General features: G+C 34.1%; 28 protein-coding genes and 6 tRNA genes. 29 read left to right on the forward strand and 5 right to left on the reverse strand.

The genetic code is table 11. The features are described from left to right. The first annotated feature begins 1 nt into the window (after window position 1). The 18 genes from ligA (at window position 2) to BLV68_RS13865 (ending at window position 14334) form a co-directional block, all read left to right on the forward strand. Window positions 2-1987, forward strand: coding sequence for an NAD-dependent DNA ligase LigA (gene ligA / locus BLV68_RS13780; protein WP_093754805.1), 1986 nt, complete (start codon window positions 2-4; stop codon window positions 1985-1987). A gap of 21 nt (window positions 1988-2008) precedes the next feature. Continuing rightward, window positions 2009-2293 (forward strand): Asp-tRNA(Asn)/Glu-tRNA(Gln) amidotransferase subunit GatC, encoded by a 285-nt coding sequence (gatC, locus tag BLV68_RS13785; protein ID WP_093754807.1) that lies wholly within the window; start codon window positions 2009-2011, stop codon window positions 2291-2293. A 13-nt stretch (window positions 2294-2306) separates the two neighbouring features. Beyond that, complete coding sequence (gatA, locus tag BLV68_RS13790) at window positions 2307-3764, forward strand: Asp-tRNA(Asn)/Glu-tRNA(Gln) amidotransferase subunit GatA (RefSeq protein ID WP_093754809.1); 1458 nt, start codon at window positions 2307-2309, stop codon at window positions 3762-3764. After that, window positions 3754-5184 (forward strand): Asp-tRNA(Asn)/Glu-tRNA(Gln) amidotransferase subunit GatB, encoded by a 1431-nt coding sequence (gene gatB, locus BLV68_RS13795; protein WP_093754811.1) that lies wholly within the window; start codon window positions 3754-3756, stop codon window positions 5182-5184. Before gatA ends, gatB begins: the two co-directional genes overlap by 11 nt. A 126-nt stretch (window positions 5185-5310) precedes the next feature. Further along, a complete protein-coding gene (locus BLV68_RS13800; RefSeq protein ID WP_093754813.1) occupies window positions 5311-6585 on the forward strand; it encodes a dicarboxylate/amino acid:cation symporter in 1275 nt (424 codons plus the stop codon). Window positions 6586-6743: 158 nt separating this feature from the next. Further along, on the forward strand, window positions 6744-7739 hold the full coding sequence (locus tag BLV68_RS13805) for an AIR synthase family protein (RefSeq protein WP_093754815.1): 996 nt from the start codon (window positions 6744-6746) through the stop codon (window positions 7737-7739). A gap of 111 nt (window positions 7740-7850) precedes the next feature. Continuing rightward, entirely contained in the window at window positions 7851-9950 is a 2100-nt protein-coding gene (locus tag BLV68_RS13810; protein ID WP_093754817.1) for an N-acetylmuramoyl-L-alanine amidase family protein, read from the forward strand. A 47-nt stretch (window positions 9951-9997) separates the two neighbouring features. Continuing rightward, entirely contained in the window at window positions 9998-10528 is a 531-nt protein-coding gene (locus tag BLV68_RS13815; protein ID WP_093754819.1) for a DUF2179 domain-containing protein, read from the forward strand. Window positions 10529-10588: 60 nt separating this feature from the next. Then, the gene (locus BLV68_RS13820) at window positions 10589-11611 is read left to right on the forward strand and encodes a GerMN domain-containing protein (protein WP_093754821.1); all 1023 of its coding nucleotides are present in this window, start codon (window positions 10589-10591) and stop codon (window positions 11609-11611) included. A gap of 149 nt (window positions 11612-11760) precedes the next feature. Further along, on the forward strand, window positions 11761-12372 hold the full coding sequence (locus tag BLV68_RS13825) for an XTP/dITP diphosphatase (protein ID WP_093754823.1): 612 nt from the start codon (window positions 11761-11763) through the stop codon (window positions 12370-12372). A 1-nt stretch (window position 12373) separates the two neighbouring features. Further along, on the forward strand, window positions 12374-12853 hold the full coding sequence (locus BLV68_RS13830; RefSeq protein WP_093754825.1) for a metallophosphoesterase: 480 nt from the start codon (window positions 12374-12376) through the stop codon (window positions 12851-12853). Between the two features lie 67 nt (window positions 12854-12920). Further along, a tRNA-Gly gene (locus BLV68_RS13835) sits at window positions 12921-12994 on the forward strand. A 20-nt stretch (window positions 12995-13014) separates the two neighbouring features. Then, window positions 13015-13091, forward strand: a tRNA-Arg gene (locus BLV68_RS13840). A 7-nt stretch (window positions 13092-13098) separates the two neighbouring features. After that, window positions 13099-13175: transfer RNA gene (locus BLV68_RS13845), tRNA-His, on the forward strand. Between the two features lie 9 nt (window positions 13176-13184). Then, window positions 13185-13260 (forward strand) — tRNA-Lys (locus BLV68_RS13850). 7 nt (window positions 13261-13267) lie between these two features. After that, window positions 13268-13351: transfer RNA gene (locus BLV68_RS13855), tRNA-Leu, on the forward strand. A 46-nt stretch (window positions 13352-13397) separates the two neighbouring features. Continuing rightward, window positions 13398-14207, forward strand: a complete 810-nt coding sequence (locus tag BLV68_RS13860; RefSeq protein WP_093754827.1) for a metallophosphoesterase — start codon at window positions 13398-13400, stop codon at window positions 14205-14207. Between the two features lie 50 nt (window positions 14208-14257). Further along, window positions 14258-14334: transfer RNA gene (locus BLV68_RS13865), tRNA-Arg, on the forward strand. A 117-nt stretch (window positions 14335-14451) separates the two neighbouring features. Here BLV68_RS13865 and BLV68_RS13870 read toward each other — a convergent pair. The 5 genes from BLV68_RS13870 to BLV68_RS13890 form a co-directional block, all read right to left on the reverse strand. Further along, a complete protein-coding gene (locus BLV68_RS13870) occupies window positions 14452-15642 on the reverse strand; it encodes a site-specific integrase (protein WP_093754830.1) in 1191 nt (396 codons plus the stop codon). Further along, window positions 15639-16100: an ImmA/IrrE family metallo-endopeptidase gene (locus BLV68_RS13875; RefSeq protein ID WP_093754832.1), complete on the reverse strand. Its 462-nt coding sequence runs from the start codon at window positions 16098-16100 to the stop codon at window positions 15639-15641. Before BLV68_RS13875 ends, BLV68_RS13870 begins: the two co-directional genes overlap by 4 nt. Window positions 16101-16164: 64 nt before the next feature. Then, window positions 16165-16929, reverse strand: coding sequence for a DUF1828 domain-containing protein (locus BLV68_RS13880; protein ID WP_093754834.1), 765 nt, complete (start codon window positions 16927-16929; stop codon window positions 16165-16167). 10 nt (window positions 16930-16939) lie between these two features. Beyond that, window positions 16940-17398: a DUF6978 family protein gene (locus BLV68_RS13885; RefSeq protein ID WP_093754836.1), complete on the reverse strand. Its 459-nt coding sequence runs from the start codon at window positions 17396-17398 to the stop codon at window positions 16940-16942. 11 nt (window positions 17399-17409) lie between these two features. After that, a complete protein-coding gene (locus BLV68_RS13890) occupies window positions 17410-17805 on the reverse strand; it encodes a helix-turn-helix domain-containing protein (RefSeq protein ID WP_093754838.1) in 396 nt (131 codons plus the stop codon). A 200-nt stretch (window positions 17806-18005) separates the two neighbouring features. Here BLV68_RS13890 and BLV68_RS13895 point away from each other — a divergent pair, with 200 nt between their 5' ends. The 11 genes from BLV68_RS13895 (at window position 18006) to BLV68_RS13935 (ending at window position 22952) form a co-directional block, all read left to right on the forward strand. Then, window positions 18006-18209, forward strand: a complete 204-nt coding sequence (locus BLV68_RS13895; RefSeq protein WP_093754840.1) for a helix-turn-helix domain-containing protein — start codon at window positions 18006-18008, stop codon at window positions 18207-18209. Between the two features lie 83 nt (window positions 18210-18292). Further along, window positions 18293-18622 carry an excisionase family DNA-binding protein gene (locus BLV68_RS13900; protein ID WP_093754842.1) on the forward strand — a complete coding sequence of 110 codons (330 nt, stop codon included), beginning with the start codon at window positions 18293-18295 and terminating at the stop codon, window positions 18620-18622. A 133-nt stretch (window positions 18623-18755) separates the two neighbouring features. Next, window positions 18756-18890 (forward strand): hypothetical protein, encoded by a 135-nt coding sequence (locus BLV68_RS16160; RefSeq protein WP_268807646.1) that lies wholly within the window; start codon window positions 18756-18758, stop codon window positions 18888-18890. Between the two features lie 195 nt (window positions 18891-19085). Further along, complete coding sequence (locus BLV68_RS13905; RefSeq protein ID WP_093754844.1) at window positions 19086-19853, forward strand: ORF6N domain-containing protein; 768 nt, start codon at window positions 19086-19088, stop codon at window positions 19851-19853. Window positions 19854-19869: 16 nt separating this feature from the next. Beyond that, window positions 19870-20130, forward strand: coding sequence for a hypothetical protein (locus BLV68_RS13910; protein WP_093754846.1), 261 nt, complete (start codon window positions 19870-19872; stop codon window positions 20128-20130). Further along, window positions 20123-20284: a hypothetical protein gene (locus BLV68_RS15530; protein ID WP_159428711.1), complete on the forward strand. Its 162-nt coding sequence runs from the start codon at window positions 20123-20125 to the stop codon at window positions 20282-20284. The genes BLV68_RS13910 and BLV68_RS15530 overlap by 8 nt, the downstream gene beginning before the upstream one ends. Window positions 20285-20428: 144 nt before the next feature. Next, the gene (locus BLV68_RS13915) at window positions 20429-20977 is read left to right on the forward strand and encodes a helix-turn-helix domain-containing protein (RefSeq protein ID WP_093752639.1); all 549 of its coding nucleotides are present in this window, start codon (window positions 20429-20431) and stop codon (window positions 20975-20977) included. Window positions 20978-20982: 5 nt separating this feature from the next. After that, window positions 20983-21279 (forward strand): helix-turn-helix domain-containing protein, encoded by a 297-nt coding sequence (locus tag BLV68_RS13920; RefSeq protein ID WP_200773802.1) that lies wholly within the window; start codon window positions 20983-20985, stop codon window positions 21277-21279. A 46-nt stretch (window positions 21280-21325) separates the two neighbouring features. Further along, entirely contained in the window at window positions 21326-21529 is a 204-nt protein-coding gene (locus tag BLV68_RS13925; protein WP_093754848.1) for a hypothetical protein, read from the forward strand. Next, window positions 21529-22086, forward strand: coding sequence for a host-nuclease inhibitor Gam family protein (locus BLV68_RS13930; RefSeq protein WP_093754850.1), 558 nt, complete (start codon window positions 21529-21531; stop codon window positions 22084-22086). Before BLV68_RS13925 ends, BLV68_RS13930 begins: the two co-directional genes overlap by 1 nt. A gap of 2 nt (window positions 22087-22088) precedes the next feature. Beyond that, complete coding sequence (locus BLV68_RS13935) at window positions 22089-22952, forward strand: recombinase RecT (RefSeq protein WP_093750432.1); 864 nt, start codon at window positions 22089-22091, stop codon at window positions 22950-22952. Window positions 22953-22962 lie beyond the last annotated feature (10 nt).

Consider the following 22962-nt stretch of genomic DNA (forward strand, 5'->3'; position numbering starts at 1 on the left):
TATGGATAAGATTGAGAGGATGAAGGAGCTTATCGATATTATCAATGATTTAAACTATTATTATTACACCTTAGACCAGCCAAAGGTAAGCGATAAGGAATATGACACCCTCTATGATGAATTAGTAAAACTGGAAAAGGAAACTGGTACCGTATTTCCATATTCTCCTACCCAAAGGGTAGGAGGGGAGATATTGGATAAATTCGAAAAACATTATCACATTGAAAGGCTCTGGAGTTTAGATAAATGTCAAAACTATGGGGAATTGAGAAGTTGGGATAATAGGATAAAAAGACTCATAGAGGAATATAATAGTAGCCATGCGGAGCAGCTTCCACCTCCCACCTATGTTGTAGAGTATAAATTCGATGGGCTGACCATCAATCTGACCTATAGGGAGGGGGAATTGGTACAAGGAGCTACTAGAGGAAATGGTACCGTTGGAGAGGCTATTCTCCCTCAGATAAAGACCATAAAGACAGTACCTTTAAAAATAGATTTTAAGGGAACTATGGAGGTTCAAGGGGAAGGATTAATGCCTCTATCGGCCTTAAAAGAATATAATGAGAGGGCTGATGAACCACTAAAAAACGCTAGAAATGCTGCAGCAGGAGCTTTGAGAAACTTAGACCCTAGAGTTACCAAGGAAAGGAATTTAATAGCCTATTTTTACAACATTGGTTATATTGAAGGAGTGGAATTTAAAACCCATATGGAAATGCTGCAGTTTATAAAGGACAATAGACTACCTGCATTTAATTATGCTAAGGAATGCAAATCCATTGATGAAGTAATAGAAGAGATAGAAAAGATAGAGGAAGAAAGGCATAATCTTGATGTGTTAACGGATGGAGCTGTAATAAAGATTAACGATATGAGAACTAGAGAAGCCCTAGGCTATACCATGAGATTTCCACGATGGGCTATTGCTTATAAATTCGAAGCGGAGGAAACTACTACTAAGCTAATTGAAGTTCAGTGGAACGTGGGTAGAACTGGCAAGGTAACCCCTATAGCCATATTAGAACCAGTGGAAATTGCTGGAGCAACTGTAAGAAGAGCTACCCTAAACAATTATGACGATATTCTTAGAAAGAAGGTAGCAATAGGCTCTAGAGTCTTGATAAGAAGGTCTAATGAGGTTATTCCAGAGATAATGGGTGTAGTGGATGCAGATGAAGAAACAATGAAAATAGAAAAGCCTACCCATTGTCCAGCTTGTGATACTGAGTTAATTCAAGATGGCGTCCATATATTCTGTCCTAACTCATTAACCTGTAAGCCCCAATTGGTGTCTCGGATAGTTCATTTTGCCAGCAGGGATGCTATGAATATAGAAGGCCTTAGCGAGAAAACTGCAGAGAAACTGTTTGAAGAGCTAAATTTAAAGGATATAGCGGATATATATGAGATAAAGTATGAGGATTTAATAAAATTGGAAGGATTTAAGGATAAAAGGGCTAAGAACTTACTCAACGCCATAGAAAACAGCAAAGATCCAAGCCTAGCTGCTTTTATTTATGCATTGGGGATTCCTAATGTGGGTTTAAAAACTGCCCAAGATTTAGCTGAGCATTTTAAGTCCTTAGAGGGCATAAAAGAGGCTGAATATGAGGAATTATTAACCATTCCAGATGTAGGACCTAAGATTGCAGAAAACATAGTGGAATTTTTCCGTGATGAAAGGATTCTAGAAGGCTTAGAAAAACTCCTATCGGAAGGGGTAAAGCCCCATTATGAGGAAACCACTATAGAAGAGTCCATATTTACCAATAAGACTGTAGTCATCACTGGAACTATAAATGGCTATACTAGGAAGGAATTGAAGGAAAAAATAGAGGAAATGGGAGGAAAGGTTTCAGGCTCGGTTAGCAGAAATACCGATTATGTAATAGTAGGTGAAAATCCTGGGTCTAAATATGAGAAAGCTTTAGAATTAGGAGTCGAAATAATCGATGAAGAAAGGTTATCAGAAATAATAGGATAATTAATATAAGGAGGCGGTAAAATGATATCCAAGGAAGAAATTTTACAAACAGCAGATTTGTGTAAGCTTAAACTATCTGATGAGGAAATTGAAATATTTGGAGCTATGTTCTCAAATGTATTGAAACAGATAAAGGAATTAGACAAAGTAGATACAGAGGGAGTGGAGCCATTAATCTTTTTAGATTTAGAAGAAAAGACTTTAAAAGAAGATGTACCAGGTGACAATTTTGACAGAAAAGAACTACTCAAAAACGCACCTGAAGAGGAATATGGATATTTTAAACTGAAGAAAGTAATGGATTAGAAGAGGTGATGAAATGGATATTACAAAATTAACAGCAATGGAGATTAGAGAAAAGGTAATTAATAAGGAGTTATCCAGCAAAGAGGTAGTTAAAGCCCATTTAGACAGGATCAAAGAAGTGGAAGAAGATTTAAATGCCTTTATAACTATTACTGAAGAAGAGGCCTTAAAAGCAGCTAAAAGGTTAGATGAAAAGATAAGCAGGGGAGAAGAACTAGGGATATTGGCAGGTATTCCCATTGGAATTAAGGATAATATAGTTACTAAGGATATAAGGACTACCTGTGGATCTAAAATGTTGGGAAATTTCATACCTCCCTATGATGCTACGGTAATAGAAAGAATTAAGGCTAATGATGGTATCATATTAGGGAAAACTAATTTGGATGAGTTTGCTGGCAGTTACTCCACAGAGAGTTCTTACTTTGGAATTACCAAGAATCCAATTGATAGAGAAAGGGTGCCAGGTGGTTCCAGCGGAGGCTCTGCTGCAGCAGTAAAGGCTTATGAAGTGGCTCTAGCTTTAGGCTCAGATACAGGAGGCTCAAACCGTCAACCAGCTAGCTACTGCAGTATTATAGGAATTAAACCAACTTATGGCCTGGTTTCAAGATATGGACTAGTTCCCTTATCCAATTCATTAGACCAAGTTGGAACCTTCGGCAGAAACGTCACCGATGCAACCTTGCTACTACAAGCAATTGCAGGTCATGATGAAAAGGACCCAACCTCCATGGGTATAAAAAAGGTGGACTACTTAAGCAAATTAAAAGAAGGCATTGAAGGAATGAACATAGCCTTACCTAAAGAATACATGAACATGGATATGGATAATAGGGTAAAGGGTAAGGTAATGGAGGCAGTGAAGGTATTTGAAAGATTAGGAGGAAATGTAGAAGAGGTATCCTTACCTCACGCTGAATACGCTTGGGCTACCTATTATTTGATTGTAGTTACTGAGATTAGTTCAAATATGGCTAGATATGATGGTATAAGGTATGGATATAGAACTGAGGATTATGAAACATTGAATGAGCTATATATAAAATCCAGAACTGAAGGCTTTGGAGAAGAGATAAAGAGAAGTATTTTAGCTGGTACCTATATATTGAGCAGCAAGGAAGGAAGAAAATATCATGAAAAGGCTTTGAGGGTAAGGGCCTTGATTAAGAAGGATTTCGATAAGGTATTTGAGAAATTCGATGTGATATTAATGCCAACTACACCTAATCTGCCTTTTAAAATTGGAGATAGTGTTAAGAATCCTTTTGAAATGTATGGCTCAGGTATATTCAACATTCCAGCTAACCTAGCAGGCTTATGTGCCATATCAGTTCCATGTGGCTATGCAGATGGTTTGCCAGTAGGGCTTCAAATTATGGGAGACAGATTCAAAGAAATCAATATTTTAAAGGCAGCCTACGCCTTTGAAAAAGTACTATCCCTTGGAGGTGAAAATAATGGGTTATAAAACTATAGTGGGATTAGAAATCCATGTGGAGCTTATGACAAAAACTAAAATATTTTGCGACTGCATCAATGAATTTGGCGGAGATGTTAATACCCACTGCTGCCCAGTTTGCTTAGGTATGCCCGGTGCTATTCCTAAACTTAACAAAGGGGCCTTAGAATATGGAATAAAAGCAGGAATAGCCTTTAACTGTCAAATAGCAGAATCGGTTAAGATGGATAAAAAGCATTATTTTTACCACGATTTGGTAAAGGGTTATCAATTGAGCCAAGACGATAATCCTCTGTGCAGTAATGGCTATCTTGTAATAGAAAAGGAAGAAGGACCTAAAAAGGTAGGGATTCAAAGGATTCATATAGAGGAGGATACAGGAAAATCCATTCATACGGAAAGCGGAGACACCTTAATAGATTATAATAGGTCGGGAGTTCCTCTAATAGAGGTAGTAACTGCTCCAGATATTAATTCAGCAGAGGAAGCTAGAATGTTTTTAGAAAACTTAAAAAACACTTTGAAGTATATTGAGGTTTCCGATTGTAAGATGGAGGAAGGTTCCCTAAGGTGTGATGTAAATATTAATGTGGTGGATACTGAAACCGGGAAAAAGACCAATATAACGGAGCTAAAGAATCTAAACTCTTTTAAAGCAGTGGCTAATGCAATAGAATACGAAGAAAAAAGGCATATTTCTTTACTGGAAAAAGGAGAAAATACGGTTAAGGAAACTAGAAGGTGGAATGAAGTAGAAAACATAACTGTAGTGATGAGGGATAAGGGAGGCACTGATAATTACAGATATGCTGTAGAGGTGGATATTCCATTAGTTAATATTTCCAAGGAATGGATTGAGGAAATAAGGAATAGCCTACCAGAACTGCCTCACCATAAAAAGGAAAGGTTTATTAGGGAATACGGTCTACCTGAATACGATGCTGGAGTTCTAACTCAATCTAAGGAATTGGCTCAATTTTATGAAGAAACTAATAAGTATGCTAAGGATCCAAAGCAAGTTAGTAATTGGATAATGGGGGATGTATTGAGAAGGTTAAAGGATGAGGAACTGGAAATTGAGGATTTGAAGTTTTTACCAAAGGATTTTGCAGACCTTCTTGAATTTATTAATTCTGGTAAGATTAGCAATAACATAGGCAAGAAGGTATTAAGGGAGATGTTTGAAAAAGGAGGAAAACCCGAGGATATTATAAAGGAACAAGGCCTAATCCAAATAAGCGATGAAGGGGAATTAAGGGAAATAGTAAAAAGAGTATTAGAAGAGAATCAGCAATCTGTAATAGATTACAAAAGTGGTAAGGATAAGGCTTTAGGATTTATAATTGGTCAAGTCATGAAGGCTACGAAGGGCAAAGCTAATCCTCAACTGGTAAATAAGTTGGTAAGGGAAATGATTGAAAAGCAATAGATAGAATTTTTCAATTTTTCGACTCTAATTGTCAGAAAATTAACTCTTGATTAGATTAACTGGTCAATATATAATAATCATAACTATTTTTATAGTTATGATTATTTTTTGGAATGGGGGGAGTTAATGAGCAAAAAACGAATAGGAATTACTACTAAAATTTTCATAGGATTATTAATAGGTCTAGTGGTTGGCATATTAGTTCATAGTTTACCAGGTGGGACCTTTCGAGATGATATTTTAATTGATGGAATCTTTCAATTATTAGGTCAGATATTTTTAAGAGGTATTATGATGATGGTAGTTCCTCTGGTATTCATTTCACTAGTGAATGGAACAGCAAGTATGGGGGATGTGAAAAAACTTGGTAGAGTCGGAGCCAGAACCATGGCTTTTTATCTGACAACTACTGCTTTTGCTATTTCTTTAGCTTTAGTATTAGGCTATTTATTTAAGCCTGGCATAGGGTTGGATTTGGGATCAATTGAACAAATAGAAACGACGGTTAAAGAAAAGACCCCATTGGCACAAATATTATACGAAATGGTACCCAGGAACCCAATATCAGCTATGGCTGAAGGGAATATGCTCCAAATTATAGTTTTTGCAATAATTACAGGGGTAGGTTTATCTGCTTTAGGGGATAAAGTTAAAACCATAGTACAAATATTTGAACAACTAAATGAATTAGTTATGAAAATGGTAGAATTTGTTATGTTATTTGCTCCTTTAGGAGTATTTGGTTTAATTGCTAGAACCTTTGCTACCGTTGGATATGCAGCCTTGGTTCCATTATTAAAATACATTATAACGGTATATATTGGATTGATACTTCATTCTAGTTTGGTATATTCTGGAATATTAAAGGGATTTACAGGATTGAGCCCAATAAAGTTTTATAAGAAGTTTTTCCCTGCTATGTCTGTGGCCTTTTCTACTGCTAGTAGTAATGCAACAGTTCCTATCAGTTTAGAGATAAATGAGAAGCAGTTAGGGGTACCTAGAAGTATAGCCGCTTTTACAATCCCCCTTGGAGCGACTGTCAATATGGATGGAACTGCAATTATGCAGGGAGTGGCAACCTTTTTCATTGCCCAGGTATATAATATTCCACTAGATATTGGTGCTATGTTAACGGTAGTTTTAACTGCCACATTGGCCTCAATTGGAACTGCTGGAGTGCCTGGAGCAGGCACTATCATGCTTTCAATGGTATTACAATCTATAGGATTACCGGTGGAGGGAATTGGATTGATAATGGGCATAGATAGGTTGGTGGACATGGGAAGAACTACTATAAATATTACTGGTGACGCAGTGTGTACTGTAATAATAGCAAAAAAAGAAGGAGAATTAGATGAGGAGATATTTAATTCCGATTCTAAAGCCTTGTCGAAATAGAAGGGACTTTCAAGTCCTTTCTTTTTTTATTCTAATTATACAGAAAATATTACAAATGAAATAAAAGTGTAATTAAGGTGTACCAAAAGTGTATATATTTTGATACAATATATTATACAAGTGTATTGGATAAAATAGGATTAGCAGGAGGTTTAGTAATGGAAATAGGAAAACTACCCAATCAAGCTCTAAAGGAAATTGTATTTAGCAATATCAGATATAAAAGGAATGAAATAATACAAGGTGCGGCTATAGGAAAAGACAATGCCATTATAGATTTTGGAGATGAAATCTGCGTAATTTCAACAGATCCCATAACTGGGGCAACTAAAGATATTGGGAGGCTTGCAATTCATATATCCTGTAATGATGTGGCCAGCAGCGGTGCAGAACCAATAGGCGCTTTATTAACCATTTTAGCACCACCTTCTACCACAGAAGAAGATTTGGATTTGATAATGAAAGAAGCGGGAGAAGCAGCAGAGGAGCTGAAGATTGAGATTATGGGAGGTCATACTGAAGTTACCGATGCTGTTAATAGGATTGTAATATCTACCGCTGTTTTGGGAAAACAAAATAGGATTAAAATGATGAATCCAAGGAAGGTTAAAGTTGGAGATAAGGTGCTTATGACTAAATATGCTGGTGTTGAAGGCACATCCATATTGGCTAAGGAATTGGAAGAATATTTAATGGGTAAAATGGATAGGGAAAAAATATTAGAGGCCCAAAATATGGGGAACATGATATCTGTTGTAAGAGAAGGGGTAATCTGTGGTGAAATTGGAACACATTATATGCACGATATAACAGAAGGTGGGGTGTTAGGAGCAGTATGGGAAGGTGCAGTGGCTGTTAATAAAGGAATAAAAATATACGGGAATTTAATACCTATTAAGGAAGTCACTAGGGAAATTGCTTCCATCTTAAAAATAGATCCCTATAGATTGATTTCAAGCGGAAGTATGCTGATAATAGCAGGAGAAGAAAAGTCAGATATTATACAAAAAAAGCTTAAGGAAGAAGGAATAGAGGTTACTTTAATTGGTGAAATAATTGAAGAAGGCATAGTGATAGAAAGAGAAGGGAGAATTGAGAGTATTGAGCCCCCAGCTAGCGATGAGTTATATAAAGCCCTTTCCATTTTAGGGTAATATTACATTATGGTTACAAAATGCCCATTTCGTTGACATAATAACCTATGGAATGATATAAATAACTTAAGCCATCTATAACGGCAGAGTGCGTGGAAAGGGGCAATCGACATGAACAAATGGAAAATAGCTTTATCCTTTTTATTGATTTTTACATTTCTAGCTACACCAGCATTAGCAGCAAATAATGACAAGATTACAGTTAGCATGGATGGAAAAAGTTACTCTGTAAAGGAAATACCAGTGGTAATAGACGGACAAGCTATATATTCTGATATTCCTACCTTTATACATCCTGTATTGGACTATACATTAGTTCCCATTAGGTTTTTGGTAGAGCGCTATGGGGCAGAAGTTAACTGGGATCAAAAGACTAAGACTGCTACAGTATTACATGAAGGCAAGGAGATAAAGATAACCATTAATAGTGAATATATCTATGTAGATGGAGAAAAAAGGGATATTGTAGGAGGAACTACACCAAAGCTAGTTACGTTTTCAAATAAGGAATCCAGAACCATGGTGCCTTTAAGAGTAGTATCAGAAGCTTTAGGGTTTGAAGTTGGTTGGGATAGAGTGAATAGATTACCCTACATAAATACCAATAGAAGCGAGGAAGAGAATGGGAATGAAAATATCAATAAAAAGGTGATAAGCAATGTAATCGTAGGAAAAGGCAGTACAAATATTCCTAAAATAACTATAGCAGGAAATGAAGAATTAAATTACACGACTACAGTACTCAAAGACCCTAATCGATTAGTTATAGATTTAGAAGATGCAGTATTGGATTTGAAAGACAATATCTCTTTTGAAGGTGGAGTGGGAAAGATAGAAGTAAATAGCTATCCTATTGAGCAGGTTAGTATATCCCAATTTTCATCCTCACCAGATATGGTAAGAATTGTAGTTAATTTAATGGAAGAAAGGGATTTTGATATATTTTCTAGTGATGATGGCAAATCTCTTACCCTATCCTTTGTAAATAGAGTAAAAGGAATTGAAAGCCAGTTAGTAGATGGTAAAGAGGCTCTGATTATACACAGTGCAGAAAAACCAGAGGTCAAAACCTTTAATCTGTTTAATCCAACCAGAATAGTGATTGATTTGTTGGACTCCTCGTTGGAAGGAGGAACCTATTTTAGTTATGATTATAACATTGGATTCATTAAAGGAATAAGGGTATCTCAATTTAAACCAGACGGCCTATATAAAGCGGAGGATAGAATAGTTAGACTGGTATTAGATATTAAAGAGGGGATTTCAGATCCCAATGTTAGCATCGATTGGAGAGATAATAATTTAATAGTTATTCCACAGACCAGTTTAGGAGAGGTAATAGATTACTTTACAGATGGTAAGGATAGATTGGTAACCATTAATGCTAAAGAGAAGACCGGTTATGATATAGAATATGCTAGGGAAGATAACATAATGATAATAACCATGCCTTCAAAAGTACTAGATATAGAAGAAGGCTATATGAATATTGGAGATGGTTTAATTAATGATATTACTTTAAGTAAAGAAGACCTTTTAGCAAAGATAACCATCAAATTTAGAAGAGGTGTGGAATATAGGATTCTATCTGATGAAATAGATGAAAAAATTTCATTAAGTTTTAATAGAGCTGAGAGTGTAAAGCCTTCCGATAGGATTATAGTCATAGACCCAGGACATGGAGGTTCAGATCCTGGTGCAGTTCATAATGGTACTAAAGAAAAAGATGTAAATTTAAAGGTGTCATTAAAACTTAATGATAGATTATGTGAGTTAGGCTATAATACCATAATGACAAGGGATAGTGATATATCAGTAGAGCGGAAAGAAAGAGCCATGATTGCAAATTATCACAATGCAGATTTATTTATAAGTATTCATTCAAATTCCTATACTGCCAGCCCAAATGTTTCAGGCATACAGGTGTTGTACCACGCTCATGACAAAGCTAAAGTAAAGAAGGAAGAAACCGTAGCCCTTGCAAAGATTATGTTAGAGGAATTGGTTAAAGGGACAGGAGCAGCGGATAAAGGAATAATACCTAGGGAAAGGACTGTAGTCATAAGAGATACTGAAATGCCATCAGTTTTAATTGAGTTAGGTTTTCTTACTAATGAAAAGGAGGCCCAACTACTAAATGATGATGAATATCAAAATATCCTAGTTGAATCAATTATAAAGGGTATAGAAAAATACTTCGATTTATATTAATATATTAGCGGAGCCATACTCCGCTATTTATTATTTGAGGTGATTTTATGAGTTTTTTAACAGGTTATCTATTTATATTTCTGGCCAGGGTGTCAGATGTTACTTTAGCTACTATTAGGATGTTGATGGTAGTACAAGGAAGGAAAATTCAAGCTGCAATTATAGGATTTTTTGAAGTGTCCATTTATGTTACAGCTCTAAGTAAGGTAGTCAGCAATTTAGATAATCCAATAAATCTATTTGCCTATGCTTTTGGATTTGCTTGTGGTAATTTATTAGGAGTAACCATCGAAAACAAAATAGCTTTAGGAAAGCTATCAACTCAGGTTATATTAAAAGGTGCTAATGGCGATAATGAAAAGCTAATAATGGATTTAAGGGAAAAAGGTTTTGGTGTAACTACTCTTGAAGGTTATGGGAGAGAAGGCTCTAGAGAAATACTTCAAATTGTCATTAATAGGAAGGACTTAAATCGATTAAAAGAGATAGTTTATTCCTATGATAGAGATGCCTTTATAATGGCTAATACTATTAGCCCAGTTAGTGGAGGCTACTTTTCGTCCATCAAAAAGAAATAAATAATCATAGTATCCCTTAACCTCTAATATAATGTAATAAAACATGGAGGGAGGTAAGGGATGGAAAATAGAAGGATTATATTAATTTTATTAATATTGGTACTAGCTATAACCATAGTAAGCTGTAAAGGTAAGGGAGGTTTTAAAAAACTTTTTTCAAAGGATGATGAAATTGAAATAATAAGGTCTGATGAGGATTATGAGTTCGAAATAACTGAAGATGATGGGATGAGGAAGACTGTATTATATTTTAAGGATAAACAAGGATTATTGGTACCTTTGATGAGGAAGATCCCATGGGAAGAAGGAATTGGGAAGCTGGCCTTAAGGAATATGATTGATAGTCCAGAATTGAGAGAAACATTAGGACCTACTGGACTTTTGCCTATTATACCAGCAGGTACGGAAATCAGGGGAATGGCAATAGACGACGAAACAGGACTATGTAAAGTAGATTTTAGTAGAGAAGTATTAAATTATGAAACGGAAAAAGATGAGGAGAACTTGATCAAAGGAGTAGTATATACTTTAACGGAATTTCAAGCTATTGATGAAGTACAGTTTTTAGTTGAAGGGGAAGTTTTGCCTACATTTAAATTCGGTTACGATACATCTAATCCTATTAGAAGAGAAAACATCAATTTAGTTGGGAATTTAGATGAACAAAGGTCTAAAGTAGTAGTTTATTATAAAGGGAATAATTTTGAAGAGGATTTTGAGTACTTTGTTCCCGTTACTATACCTACATTATCACCAGTGCCAAACATATATACTGCCTTAGAAACTTTGTTTGATGGTGTTCCTGAAGAGCTTAGTCTTAGTTCTGAAATACCACCAGGGGTTAGTTTCCATGGGGTAGATATCAAAGATGGAATTGCCTATGTGGATATTTCCTTTGACTATGGTGAACCTCCTAATGATAACCGAGTATTTAATAATATGGCCAAAAATATAGGTCTTACATTGAGTGAATTTAGCCAGATAGAACGAGTGGAGCTTTTGATTGATGGAAAGACTTTAGATGAAGCAGGTATAGATATCTATATAGATTCTACAATACCCGCCTTTGCCAATGAGTATTAAGCTGTCTAATAGGCAGCTTATTTTATTATATAATAGATTATGTATGGAAAATGGCATATAAATTTGCTAAAATAATATTAGTCTTTTTGGGTAATAATTAGTAAATAAATATTTTATAAAAGATATTACAATTACTAAGGGAGAAAAGTATGAATAGAAGAAGACTTATATTATCTACTGGAAATATCAATAAAGTTGAAGAAATAAAAGATATTTTAAAGGATTTACCTTTGGATGTATTATCTAAAAAAGATTTGGGGCTAGGCTCTATTGAAGTAGAAGAAAATGGGGATACTTTAGAAGAAAATGCAATAATAAAGGCTAAGAGTTTAGCCAACATGGTAGATGGAATGGTAATGGCAGATGATAGTGGATTATTTGTCAATTATTTAAATGGTGAACCTGGAGTACATTCAGCTAGGTATGCTGGAATAAATGCAAGGGACGATGAAAACAATATTAAACTATTAAATAGGCTTAAAGGAGTTCCTTTAGAGAAGAGGGATGCTTATTTTAAGACTGTAATTGTTCTGGTGACTGAAAAGGGTGAAGTAATTACAGTTACAGGAAAATGTGAAGGATATATTGGATTTGAACCCAAAGGAGAAGAAGGTTTTGGCTATGATCCTTTATTCGTTGTAAAAGGGTACGATAAAACCTTTGCTGAATTGGGAGAGGAGATAAAGAATAAGATCAGTCATAGGGCTAGAGCCTTAAATAAGCTAAAGATAGAAATGAAAAAAATATTAGAGGATGATTAGTATGAAAATAGCAGTGGTGAGCGATACTCATGGAAAAACGAAGGAATTTATAAACAAGGTTTTGGATATGGGAAATATAGACTTAATATTCCATTTGGGGGATTATGTAGAAGACGGCCTTGAAATTGAGAAGCATACGGGAATTGAAACCAAAATAGTAAAGGGTAATGGAGATTTTTTCTATTCTGGTTTTACAGAAGATGAGGTATTGGAAATTAAGGGTAGAAGAATATTCTTAACCCACGGACATAAATACAGAGTTAGATTTGGAATAAGCAATCTTTTATATAGGGGAGAGGAATTAAAGGCCGATATAATCCTTTATGGACATACTCACATCTCGACAATTTTGAATGAATCTGGTATAATAATAATGAACCCAGGTAGTCCGACTATGCCAAGAGGCTTTAATGGAAAGAAAACCTTTGGACTAATGGAGATTGGGGAAGATGTAATAATAAAAATTGTAGAATTAGAATAAAACTGTTGACAATTGATAAATAATCTGATATAATTTCATATTGTCAGTCGGTATTCGCAACAGTGATGCGGGTGTAGCTTAGTGGTAAAGCACTGGCTTCCCAAGCCAGCCACGAGGGTTCGATTCCCTTCATCCGCTCCAAGGAGAATTAAAGACTGTTTGCACCTATAGCTCAGTTGGATAGAGCAACGGACTTCTAATCCGTGTGTCGGGGGTTCGAATCCTCCTAGGTGCACCAATATGTGGTGGATATGGCCTAGTTGGTTAAGGCGCCAGATTGTGGCTCTGGAGATCGTGGGTTCGAATCCCATTATCCACCCCATTTTTATTTGACCCATTAGCTCAGGCGGTAGAGCACCTGACTTTTAATCAGGGTGTCCGGCGTTCGAGTCGCCGATGGGTCACCAATATTATGCGGGAGTGGCGGAACTGGCAGACGCGCTAGACTTAGGATCTAGTGTCTTTGACGTGGGGGTTCAAGTCCTCTCTCCCGCACCATATACAAGGAATTGGCCTAGGCCAATTTATTTTTTTTGGAGGGGAAATGAAGGTGAAACTAATAGGCATATTTGGATTATTCCTAGTGGGGATTTTTATATATAACTATATCCAAATAAGCAAATTTTTTATTAATAAATTAAGCTTCCAAACCAATAAATTATCTAAAAGCTTAAGGATCACCCAGATTTCTGATTATCATTCAAATAACTTAATTAATAAAAAAAGGTTATTAGATGAAATATCCCAATTTAATCCTCATATTATAGCCTTAACTGGGGATATTATAGATAGTAGGGCTGAAGAAATTTATCCTACTTTGGATTTAATAAAGGAGTTAACAAAAATAAATTCAAATATTTACTTTGTAATTGGGAACCATGAATTGAGAAATATAAATGGGAACACATTTATTGAAAATCTAAAGGAAGTAGGAGTTACCGTATTAGATAATGAGAATACTATTATTCAGATAGAAGATGAAAAGGTGAATATTTGTGGTTTAAGTTTTTTTGCTACTAAAGAAGATTATGAGAATATTTTGGCGAAAATAAATAAAGATTATTTTACTCTATTGCTTTCCCATTCACCTAATAGGATTATACGTTATACCAAAGGTATTGAGGATTTAATACTTACAGGACATACCCATGGAGGACAAGTAAGATTACCCATAATTGGAGCTATAGTTTCATCAGGGCAAGGGCTTTTCCCTAAATATGATAAAGGGGTTTTTAATATTAAGAACACCATATTATATATAGATAGTGGTTTAGGAAACAGCCTTTTTCCAATAAGATTTTTTAATAGAGTACAGATTTGCAATATAACCATTGAATCTACTAAGAATAGCTAAAAACATTTGACCAAAGATTGAATTCGATTTATAATAATAATAGAATACAAGCACCCGTAGCTCAGTTGGATAGAGTCGCTGACTTCGAATCAGTTGGTCGGGGGTTCGAGTCCCTCCGGGTGCACCAATTGAAACCTTGTAATTATAATGGTTACAAGGTTTATTTATTTTTTGATGATGGTTTACATAATACACATTTGGGGACAAATTGGGGACAGATTTGAGAAAAAATAATAAAATGCATTTATTTTGCATCTTTTTTTGTTCCTTTCCCAAACATTATCTCTTCCATTTTATCAGCTGCAACTTTGTCAGCAGATTTTAATGCATGAGAGTATATATTTAACGTAGTAGATGTATTAGAGTGTCCTAATCTTGCAGATAATGCCCTTATATTCAGTCCTGCATTAATTAGCATAGTTGCAGATGTATGTCGTAACTGATGAAATGTTATCTTTTTTAATCCTTTTCTTTTTAGAAAGTCATTAAACCATTTTGAAGGTGTTGATGGATGCATAACCTTTCCATTCCATTGGGTAAATACAAAGTTTTCTTCAAAGTTATCATCGCCTTCCCATTTTTCTCCACAGTTTAACCTTTTTTCTTTTTCTTCTTTTTCATGGATTTTAAGTATCCTCATAGCAGGTTCGGGCATTGCTATAATTCTATTAGATTCATCAGTCTTTGGTTCTTTAGTAAAAGTCCCTTCTTTAGGCAAATATTGATTAGCTTGTTCTATCTTTATGGTATTGTTTTCAAAATCAACATGCTTCCACTGTAAACCCATTAATTCTCCTAGCCTAAATCCAGATGCCATAGTAACTAAAATAGCACATACATATTTTGTCGCTTCTCCTTCCAAAGCTTTCATAAGCTTATCTATGTCCTCTTCATCGTAATATTGGACCCTAGGCTTTTCAGTTTTAGGAGGATCTACTCTTACAACAGGGTTATCACTTAATATTTGCCACTTAACAGCGTCATTGAACATCTTTCTTAATAATCTATGGTAATGCATTATTGAGTTGTTTGAAAGCTTGCCTTCCCTCTGCAATGCTTTGTAGAAGTCTAATATATGAACAGGTTTAATCTTATTTAGTTTCATATGTCCAAAGAAGGGCAACATCCTAAGCTCTAACAGTCTTTCATATTCATAAATAGTTTTTGGAGCCAGGTTAGGTCTTGCATAATCATCTAACCATTTATTTGTATATGACTTAAATGTTAACCTAGAAGGTTCAATAAAATTATCCCCTTCTATTTCTGCTACGAATTTAGCCAATTCCTTTTCCGCTTCTTTCATCCTTGCAGCTTCAGTTTTGCCTTGAACCCTAATAGTTTTTCGATACCTTTTTCTCTTGCCACCTGAACCAGTGCCCATAGATACAGTTAGCCTATAACTGTTTTCGCCACGTTTCTCTATAGATCCAGTCATAACATCATCCTTTCTAAATTTAAAGATTCCAAACTATCTTCTGATATATATAAAGCTTTAGCAATTTGCTCTACAGTATATCCTTCAAAATCAACACTATTTATTTTAATATTCAGCAATTTTAGAGCAAAATAATTAGCTTGTCTTTCTAGTTTGCTTTTGTTTATGAGATCTTTTTTGAATGCAGCAGTATAAATCTCTGTATGTAATAAAGCATGTCCAAGTTCATGAGCTAAAACAAACTTCTCGTATTGATAGGGAAGGCCGTCTCTAATGAATACCACTTCTAAATCAGAATAATCTCTAATATATAAAGCATCATTTTCTTGAAGAATAGGGTTATCTTTGTCTGTTTTTACTATTTCTATATTTAGAGAATTGCATATTTCATATATGTCTCTAGAATTACAGTATTCTACTATTCCATCAGTATATTCATCTATCCAGGAATAATTCATACATTTACCCCTTTCAATGTAAAGATAAAGCCCACTCATTTTTTGTATTTATAGATGAGGGGCTTTATGCTGTTAATTCTGGTTTAAAATCATCAATTTTTGTCCATTCAACTGGTTTTATTCCATAAGAATTTAAGGCAATTGTTATTTCTTCAGAAGGCGATCTATTTCTATCATCTATAATCACATATAATACTGAATCTTTGCCTCTGTTTTCTTTAATGTCTTCCCACCCAAATATTGTTGTTCTAGCGAAGTTAAGGGTTATATTACTTGTTACTTTGATTATTCTTTCAGGTGCATCTTTAAAACGAGGAATTGCAAAATCGAACTGTGTTGTTAATTTACTTTTACCTATGAAAAATGGATTTTCAATAAATCTTATATCATTAGTTATTAGATAGTTTTTCACATCCTCATTGAATAAAGATTTTATACTAGGTTTATTTAATACATATAAATCGCTTATCTTACTCATACACTGTACTAATAGGTACATTTTAAGCGAATAATTGCTAATGTCAGCATTAACCATTAATTCATTATTTTCCCCTAATTCTACACCATGGTTAGCTAAAATATTTTGTAAATACTTATACCTTAATGTGTCCTTTTCAATGGTCAGTCCTGACATGTCCAGATCATTGATTATATAACCATCATCTGTAATTTTAATTTGCTTTCCATTTTTTATTATATAAACTTCAATGGCATCGTTATTTCTATCTAATAACGGAGTGGTAATACGAGTTATGTTGTCAGCGACCTGATATTCAATTGTTCTTCTATTTAGTAATGCAACGAAATCATCTTTAAATGAAGTTATCATAAACCTCACCTCATAATATTTCTTGATAATTACCTGTTATTTTAATATTACAATACTGGCAGAAATCTCTAAATACCTTATTTATATTTTTAGTATGCTTAAATAATAATTCATCGAATTCATCTAAATTATACCCAATATTTAATATCTTTCCATCTTTTTCTTGTATTACATGAATATGATCCCGGTTTGTAACTGTTCCATCTGGATTAGTGTGAGGTGGCCCATTTAATTCCAACCTAATTAACCATTGGTTATTATTTAAATACCTAGTTTGCATAGATAATTTTGCTTCTATTCTACTAGCTCTATTCATATCTAACGAGAAAAAACACCTACTGTCACTACTAGTTAAGCTAAAACTTTTCTTTTCTCCCATTGTAGCTGGTACTATGTCGTTATCTTCAAATAATTTATCTAGCTCAATAAGGTAGTCTATTAACTCTTGGTTAAATGTTTTATAATCCATAGTTTCCCCCTTTACCTCTTATACTTATAACTTATCAACTTTAACTGCCTTAATAATTCATTAGCAAACTCAACAATTTCCTCATCATTCATTTTATTTATATCAAATCCTCCGAATCCCATGATAACGTTTTGTTCAAGGATAAATTTCATAGCTTCTTCGGGGGTTTCAAATTCTGCTGGTAGTTCTGGTTTATCAGGATTACGTTGGTCGGTTCTGCCTAGAAGATAGTCTGCTGTAGTTTCTAGCACATCTGCTATTTTTTTTAGCTCTTCATCTCTTATAGCTCTTTCTCCTGATTCAATTCTATTCATAACGCTATAACTTATTTGGATCTTGTCAGCTAACTCTCTTTGTGTTAAATCTTTTTCTTCTCTAAGGCGTTTTATTCTTTCTCCTATGGTCATTTATGTGCCCCCTTTCTGTTTAAAAATTTCCATTATAGATATTTTCATTATACTATATTTCTATAACGGAAACATAAAAAATGCAAAAATAGAAATTAATTTTTTTAAAAAAGGGTTGACATTTCTAAAATAGAAATATATACTATAGATAACAGAATTTCTAATTTAGAAATTTCTTAAAAAGAGAGGAGATTAAATTAATGACACAATTAAATTTAGATTATATAAAAAAGAAAAGATTAGAAATGAATTTGTCATTACAAGATGTTGCCAATAAGCTAGGGTTTAAAAATGCTTCAACATATTTAAAATATGAGAATGGAGATTATTCTTTTAAAGCAGATATGTTACCTAAACTAGCTGAGCTATACAAATGTAAAATTGAAGATTTTTTTACCAATTAGATTGCTAAAATAGAAATTTATATAAAACAAACCCAATAAACAAATTTCGACAACAATAAGGGAAAAAGGAAAGGGGGACAAAAATGTCTTTAGAACAGCAAATACAAGAATTAAACATTTCTATAAGAGAACTAATAGAAGTATTGCAAGGGCCTAATATAATCAAACAAGCAAATAATGGGCAAGTACAAAAAGTTTTTACCATGGAGGAAGCAGCTGAATATTTAGGGGTAGGATATTCTACCCTTTCAATCAAGAAAGAAGAATGGGGAATACCTTATTTCGAAAATGGAACCAGGAAGCTCTTTACTAAAGATGCATTAGATGAATTCCTTCACAGAAAAGAAAAGGAGGTTTTAGAAGAAGATGAGTATACAAGGTATCTAAAAAAACAATTAAGGAGAGCAAAGTGAGGTGAATGATAGAGAGTGGAAATAGAGATGGACCAGTCCATACAGCTAAAAAAATAGCCAAAGTATTAGATTTTAACTGGACTAAATTTTATGAGGATGACCCTAAAGCTTCAAATGAGTAGGAGGTAGAAATGTGAAAATTGGCAAGAAGCAAATCAAAACCATTATAGTTACTAATTCAAATAATGAAGTAATTGTAATAATTACAGACGATGAGATTGTAGAAAAAGAAGGATATAAGGTGATATTAGAGCCTACCAAGAAATAATAGTTAACCTAGATTATTATGTTTGCTTCTATCAGGATTAGAAACAGGAGTATCAACCCCATTGATTTTTCTAACATGATTACTAGTTTCTTTGATTTTGTATATATCTTTCAATTCCATAAATGTATTCACCCCCTCTTAAGCAAATTCTACCATATCAGCTTAAAGGGGACAAACTGAAAGGAGGTACAAAATTTGAAAGAATTAGTTTCAATCAATGACAAGAAAATTGAAGTCAAAGAGTTTAATAATCAAAGAGTAGTTACATTTAAGGATATTGACCTAGTACATGAAAGACCAGAGGGAACTGCTAGGAAAAGATTCAATGACAATAAGGATAGATTTCTAGAAAATATAGACTATTTTGAGGTTAGTCCGAAAAACGGACAAAGCTTAGCAGGGTATGGATTTAGTAAATATGCTTCAAAAGGAATACTGTTGACTGAATCAGGATATTTAATGCTAGTTAAAAGCTTCACTGATGACTTGGCATGGGAAGTACAAAGGAAGCTAGTAAATTATTATTTCAGAGCTAAACAAGTAGCTGATGTACTTTCACAATTAAGTCCTCAAACACAAGCTCTTATCAATTTAGAGTTAAGGCAGAAAGAAATGGAATCTGAAATAGCAGCTACTAGGGAGCAGATAAACACTATAAAAGATACTATAGTAAATCGTGATGAAGATTGGAGGAGAGATGTTAATAAGAAGCTAAGGAAGATTGGATTCAAGCATGGCAAATATAATGAATTTGTAGCAGAAAGCTATGAACTACTTGAAGCAAGAGCTAGATGTAATCTAAAAAGAAGGCTAGAGAATTATAGAGAAAGATTACAAAAAGCTGGAGCAACCAAAACAGTTATTAATAAAGCTAATTACTTAGATGTAATATCTCAAGATGAGAGACTGAAAGAAATCTATATTAACATAGTGAACCAAATGTATGTGAAATATGCAGCTTGAGGAAGGAGAGAGTATAGTGGATAAATCATTGATAATTAGCAATTTAGAAATGCTAAGCAATTACATTACCAAGGACATTGAAGATACTGAAAAAGGTATAGAGCATTGGAAAGAGCGTATTGAAGAATTTGGAGAGGATACTATAGCATTCCCAATAGAGAATGAAACGTACAAGCAAGCATTAGACAGGGCTATAGAAAATAAAGAATACTTCACGAAGAAATTAGAGGAAAACAATAAGCTTATAGAAATACTAAAGGAGGGATACAATGGCTAGACTTCCGGATCCAGTATTGAGTGAAGTAGAGATAGTTGAATCTCAAAATAATGATAAGAAAATAACTTTCTACAAAATGATAGGCCAAGCGATTAGAAAGGCAGAAATGGCAGAAAAAAAGAAAGGAGGGGAAGGAAGGGATGAAACAGATTAGACTGGTAACTTTTATTTGTAAAGCTAAAGATTTACCTTCTAGACTAGAAGAAGAATTAAAGAAGGTAGAGGTGAAAATGAAAGAACATAAAAAGTCAGCTTAATATCTTTAATTAAATAATACCAAGAAAAGGGGTGATTTTGAATGAACTCAAGCTATCTAATTGACTATCAAACACCAAGGGAGAATATGAGATTAAGTCGAAATGATGTAGCTGCACTACTAGCAGACAGGGGAATAGAAATTAGTACTGAAAGTCTAGGTTGCTATGAGAGAGGGGTTAGAGATCCTTCACCTGGAATGGTGGTAGAACTAGCAGATATATACAAGGAACCATTTTTAACACAGAGATATTGCAGATACAACTGTGCAATAGGACAGGCCTACAGTTATGAAATATTAGACAACATAGACTTAGATAACTTAAGCAATATAGCACTTAAGCTATTGGAGGAGCATAGAGAATCTCATGATGTCCTAGCTGAAATACTTGTACTAATCACAAACAAAAGAACAAAAAAGGATTTTACAGATTATGAGTATGAGAGACTTAAAAAGAACGTACATGAGTTGCTTGATACAGAACATACTATAGAAATTTTTAAGATTGCATTGAATAAGTTTATAGATATGAAAGAAATGATAGCAGAACACAATGAAAAATGCAGACAAAGAGGTTATACAAGGAGGTGAAAAACTTGAAAGTCGAAAGCTCTTTAGATTTACGTTATAACATAGCGGCGATGTATATAGCAATACTCAGGGAAGACATAGTTACACCAGAACAGGCTTTTGCGGTTGTTGAAGATGAGTCGATTATAAGAGTATATGATAACAAAGATGTTGCTGATATGGTAGAGCTTAAAAATCAGGGTTTGTCATACCGGGAAATAGGCCAAATATATGGCATCAGTGGAGATGCTGTATATAGGAGGATAAGAAGACATAAAAAAAGAGACCTCCCAGATGGCAGTCTGGAAAGGTCAACAATTTAAAAATATCTTTAAAGACATTATATCACATTGAAAGGAGATTGTAACTATGAATGCTATTGGAATTTATGTTGAGTATAAAAATAGGTCTAAATTGGAAATTGAGAAGGAAATGAAATATGCAGCTGAAAAGATTGTGGAGCTAGAAAGAATTGTAGATGCAGGAAAAAAAGCGGAGAAAGAACTTGAAAAGGCTAGGGAAAAAATGATGGAGTTAGCTATTTCTTATGCAAGAATAGAGGGGGATATGTAATGGAAAACTTAATGATGGATATTCTAGATGAGGTTTTAAATTTACAGGAAGATGAAGAAGAAGGCTGGAAAATCAAGAACGACGAACAAGCAGATTGGTGGATTGAGATAAATGAGGAGAAATTAGCTGAAATTAGAAGACTAAAAATGCAACTACAGAACAAAATAGCTTTTTATAAAGAAAAGTTGGACAAGGTGATAAAAGAGGAAGAAGCAATAATTGAACGCAGAGACAGTAAGCTTGCGGAGTACTTTGAAACATTAGATGAAAAGCAGATGAAGAAGACTAAGACAATGATGAAATATAGGTTGCCTTCTGGGGAACTAGTCAAAAAGTTCCCTGGACCACAGTTCAAAAGAGATAATGACACCCTAACTAAGTGGCTAGAAGAAAATCAAATGGATGAATATATAGAAGTCAAAAAACAAGCTAAATGGGGAGAGTTAAAAAGGAAAACCAAGGTGGTAGGTAATGCAGTAGTGCTAGAGGAAACTGGAGAAATAGTTGAAGGTGTTGAAGTTATTGAGAGACCAGCGGAATTTAAGGTGGAGGTGTAAATATGACTAATAAGCCAGTGGTAAATAAAACCAATAAACTTACACAAAACTATACAGTTAAATCCTTGTTAAATACAGAAAGTTATCAAAAAAGATTTAAAGAAGTATTAGGTAACAGGGCTCCTCAATTTATGAGTAGTATTATAAGTGCAGTTAATAGCAATGCAGCATTAAACGAATGTGAACCTAACACAGTAATACAATCAGCATTAAAGGCAGCAATTTTAGATTTGCCCATTGAAGACAATTTTGGATTTGCATATCTAGTACCCTATCACAACAGCAAAAAAGGCTACAAAGAATGCCAATTCCAACTAGGATATAAAGGCTACATCCAATTAGCCCTTAGAACAGGAATGTATAAAAATATCAATGTAATAGACATTAGAGAAGGAGAATTAAAAAACTGGAATCCTTTGACAGAAGAATTAGAAATTGAATTTATAGAAGATGAAAAAGAAAGAGAAGAAAAAGAGATAATCGGATATGCTGGATATTTTGCACTACTCAATGGCTTTGAAAAGAAAGTCTATTGGTCCGTAGAAAGCTTACTAGGACATGCTAAGAAATATTCAGTTCAATATGCAAAGTACGGTACTGGTAATTGGAAAGACAACTTTAATGAAATGTGCAAGAAAACTGTAATTAAAAACATGATAAACAAGTGGGGAATTCTTTCAGTAGAAATGCAGAAACCTAACCAGCAATTACTAGAAGCCATTAAAGCAGACCAAGCAGTAATAAGAAATGAGAACGAATATGATTATGTAGACAATGATCCTGATGTTATAGAAGTTCTACCAGAAAACGGTGATGAATATGAAGAAGATAAATCGCTATTTGAAGGAACACCATTTGAGGAATAGGCTAGGAGCT

The sequence above is a fragment of the Tepidimicrobium xylanilyticum genome (genome assembly GCF_900106765.1).
GTDB classification, from domain to species: Bacteria; Bacillota; Clostridia; order Tissierellales; family Tepidimicrobiaceae; genus Tepidimicrobium; species Tepidimicrobium xylanilyticum.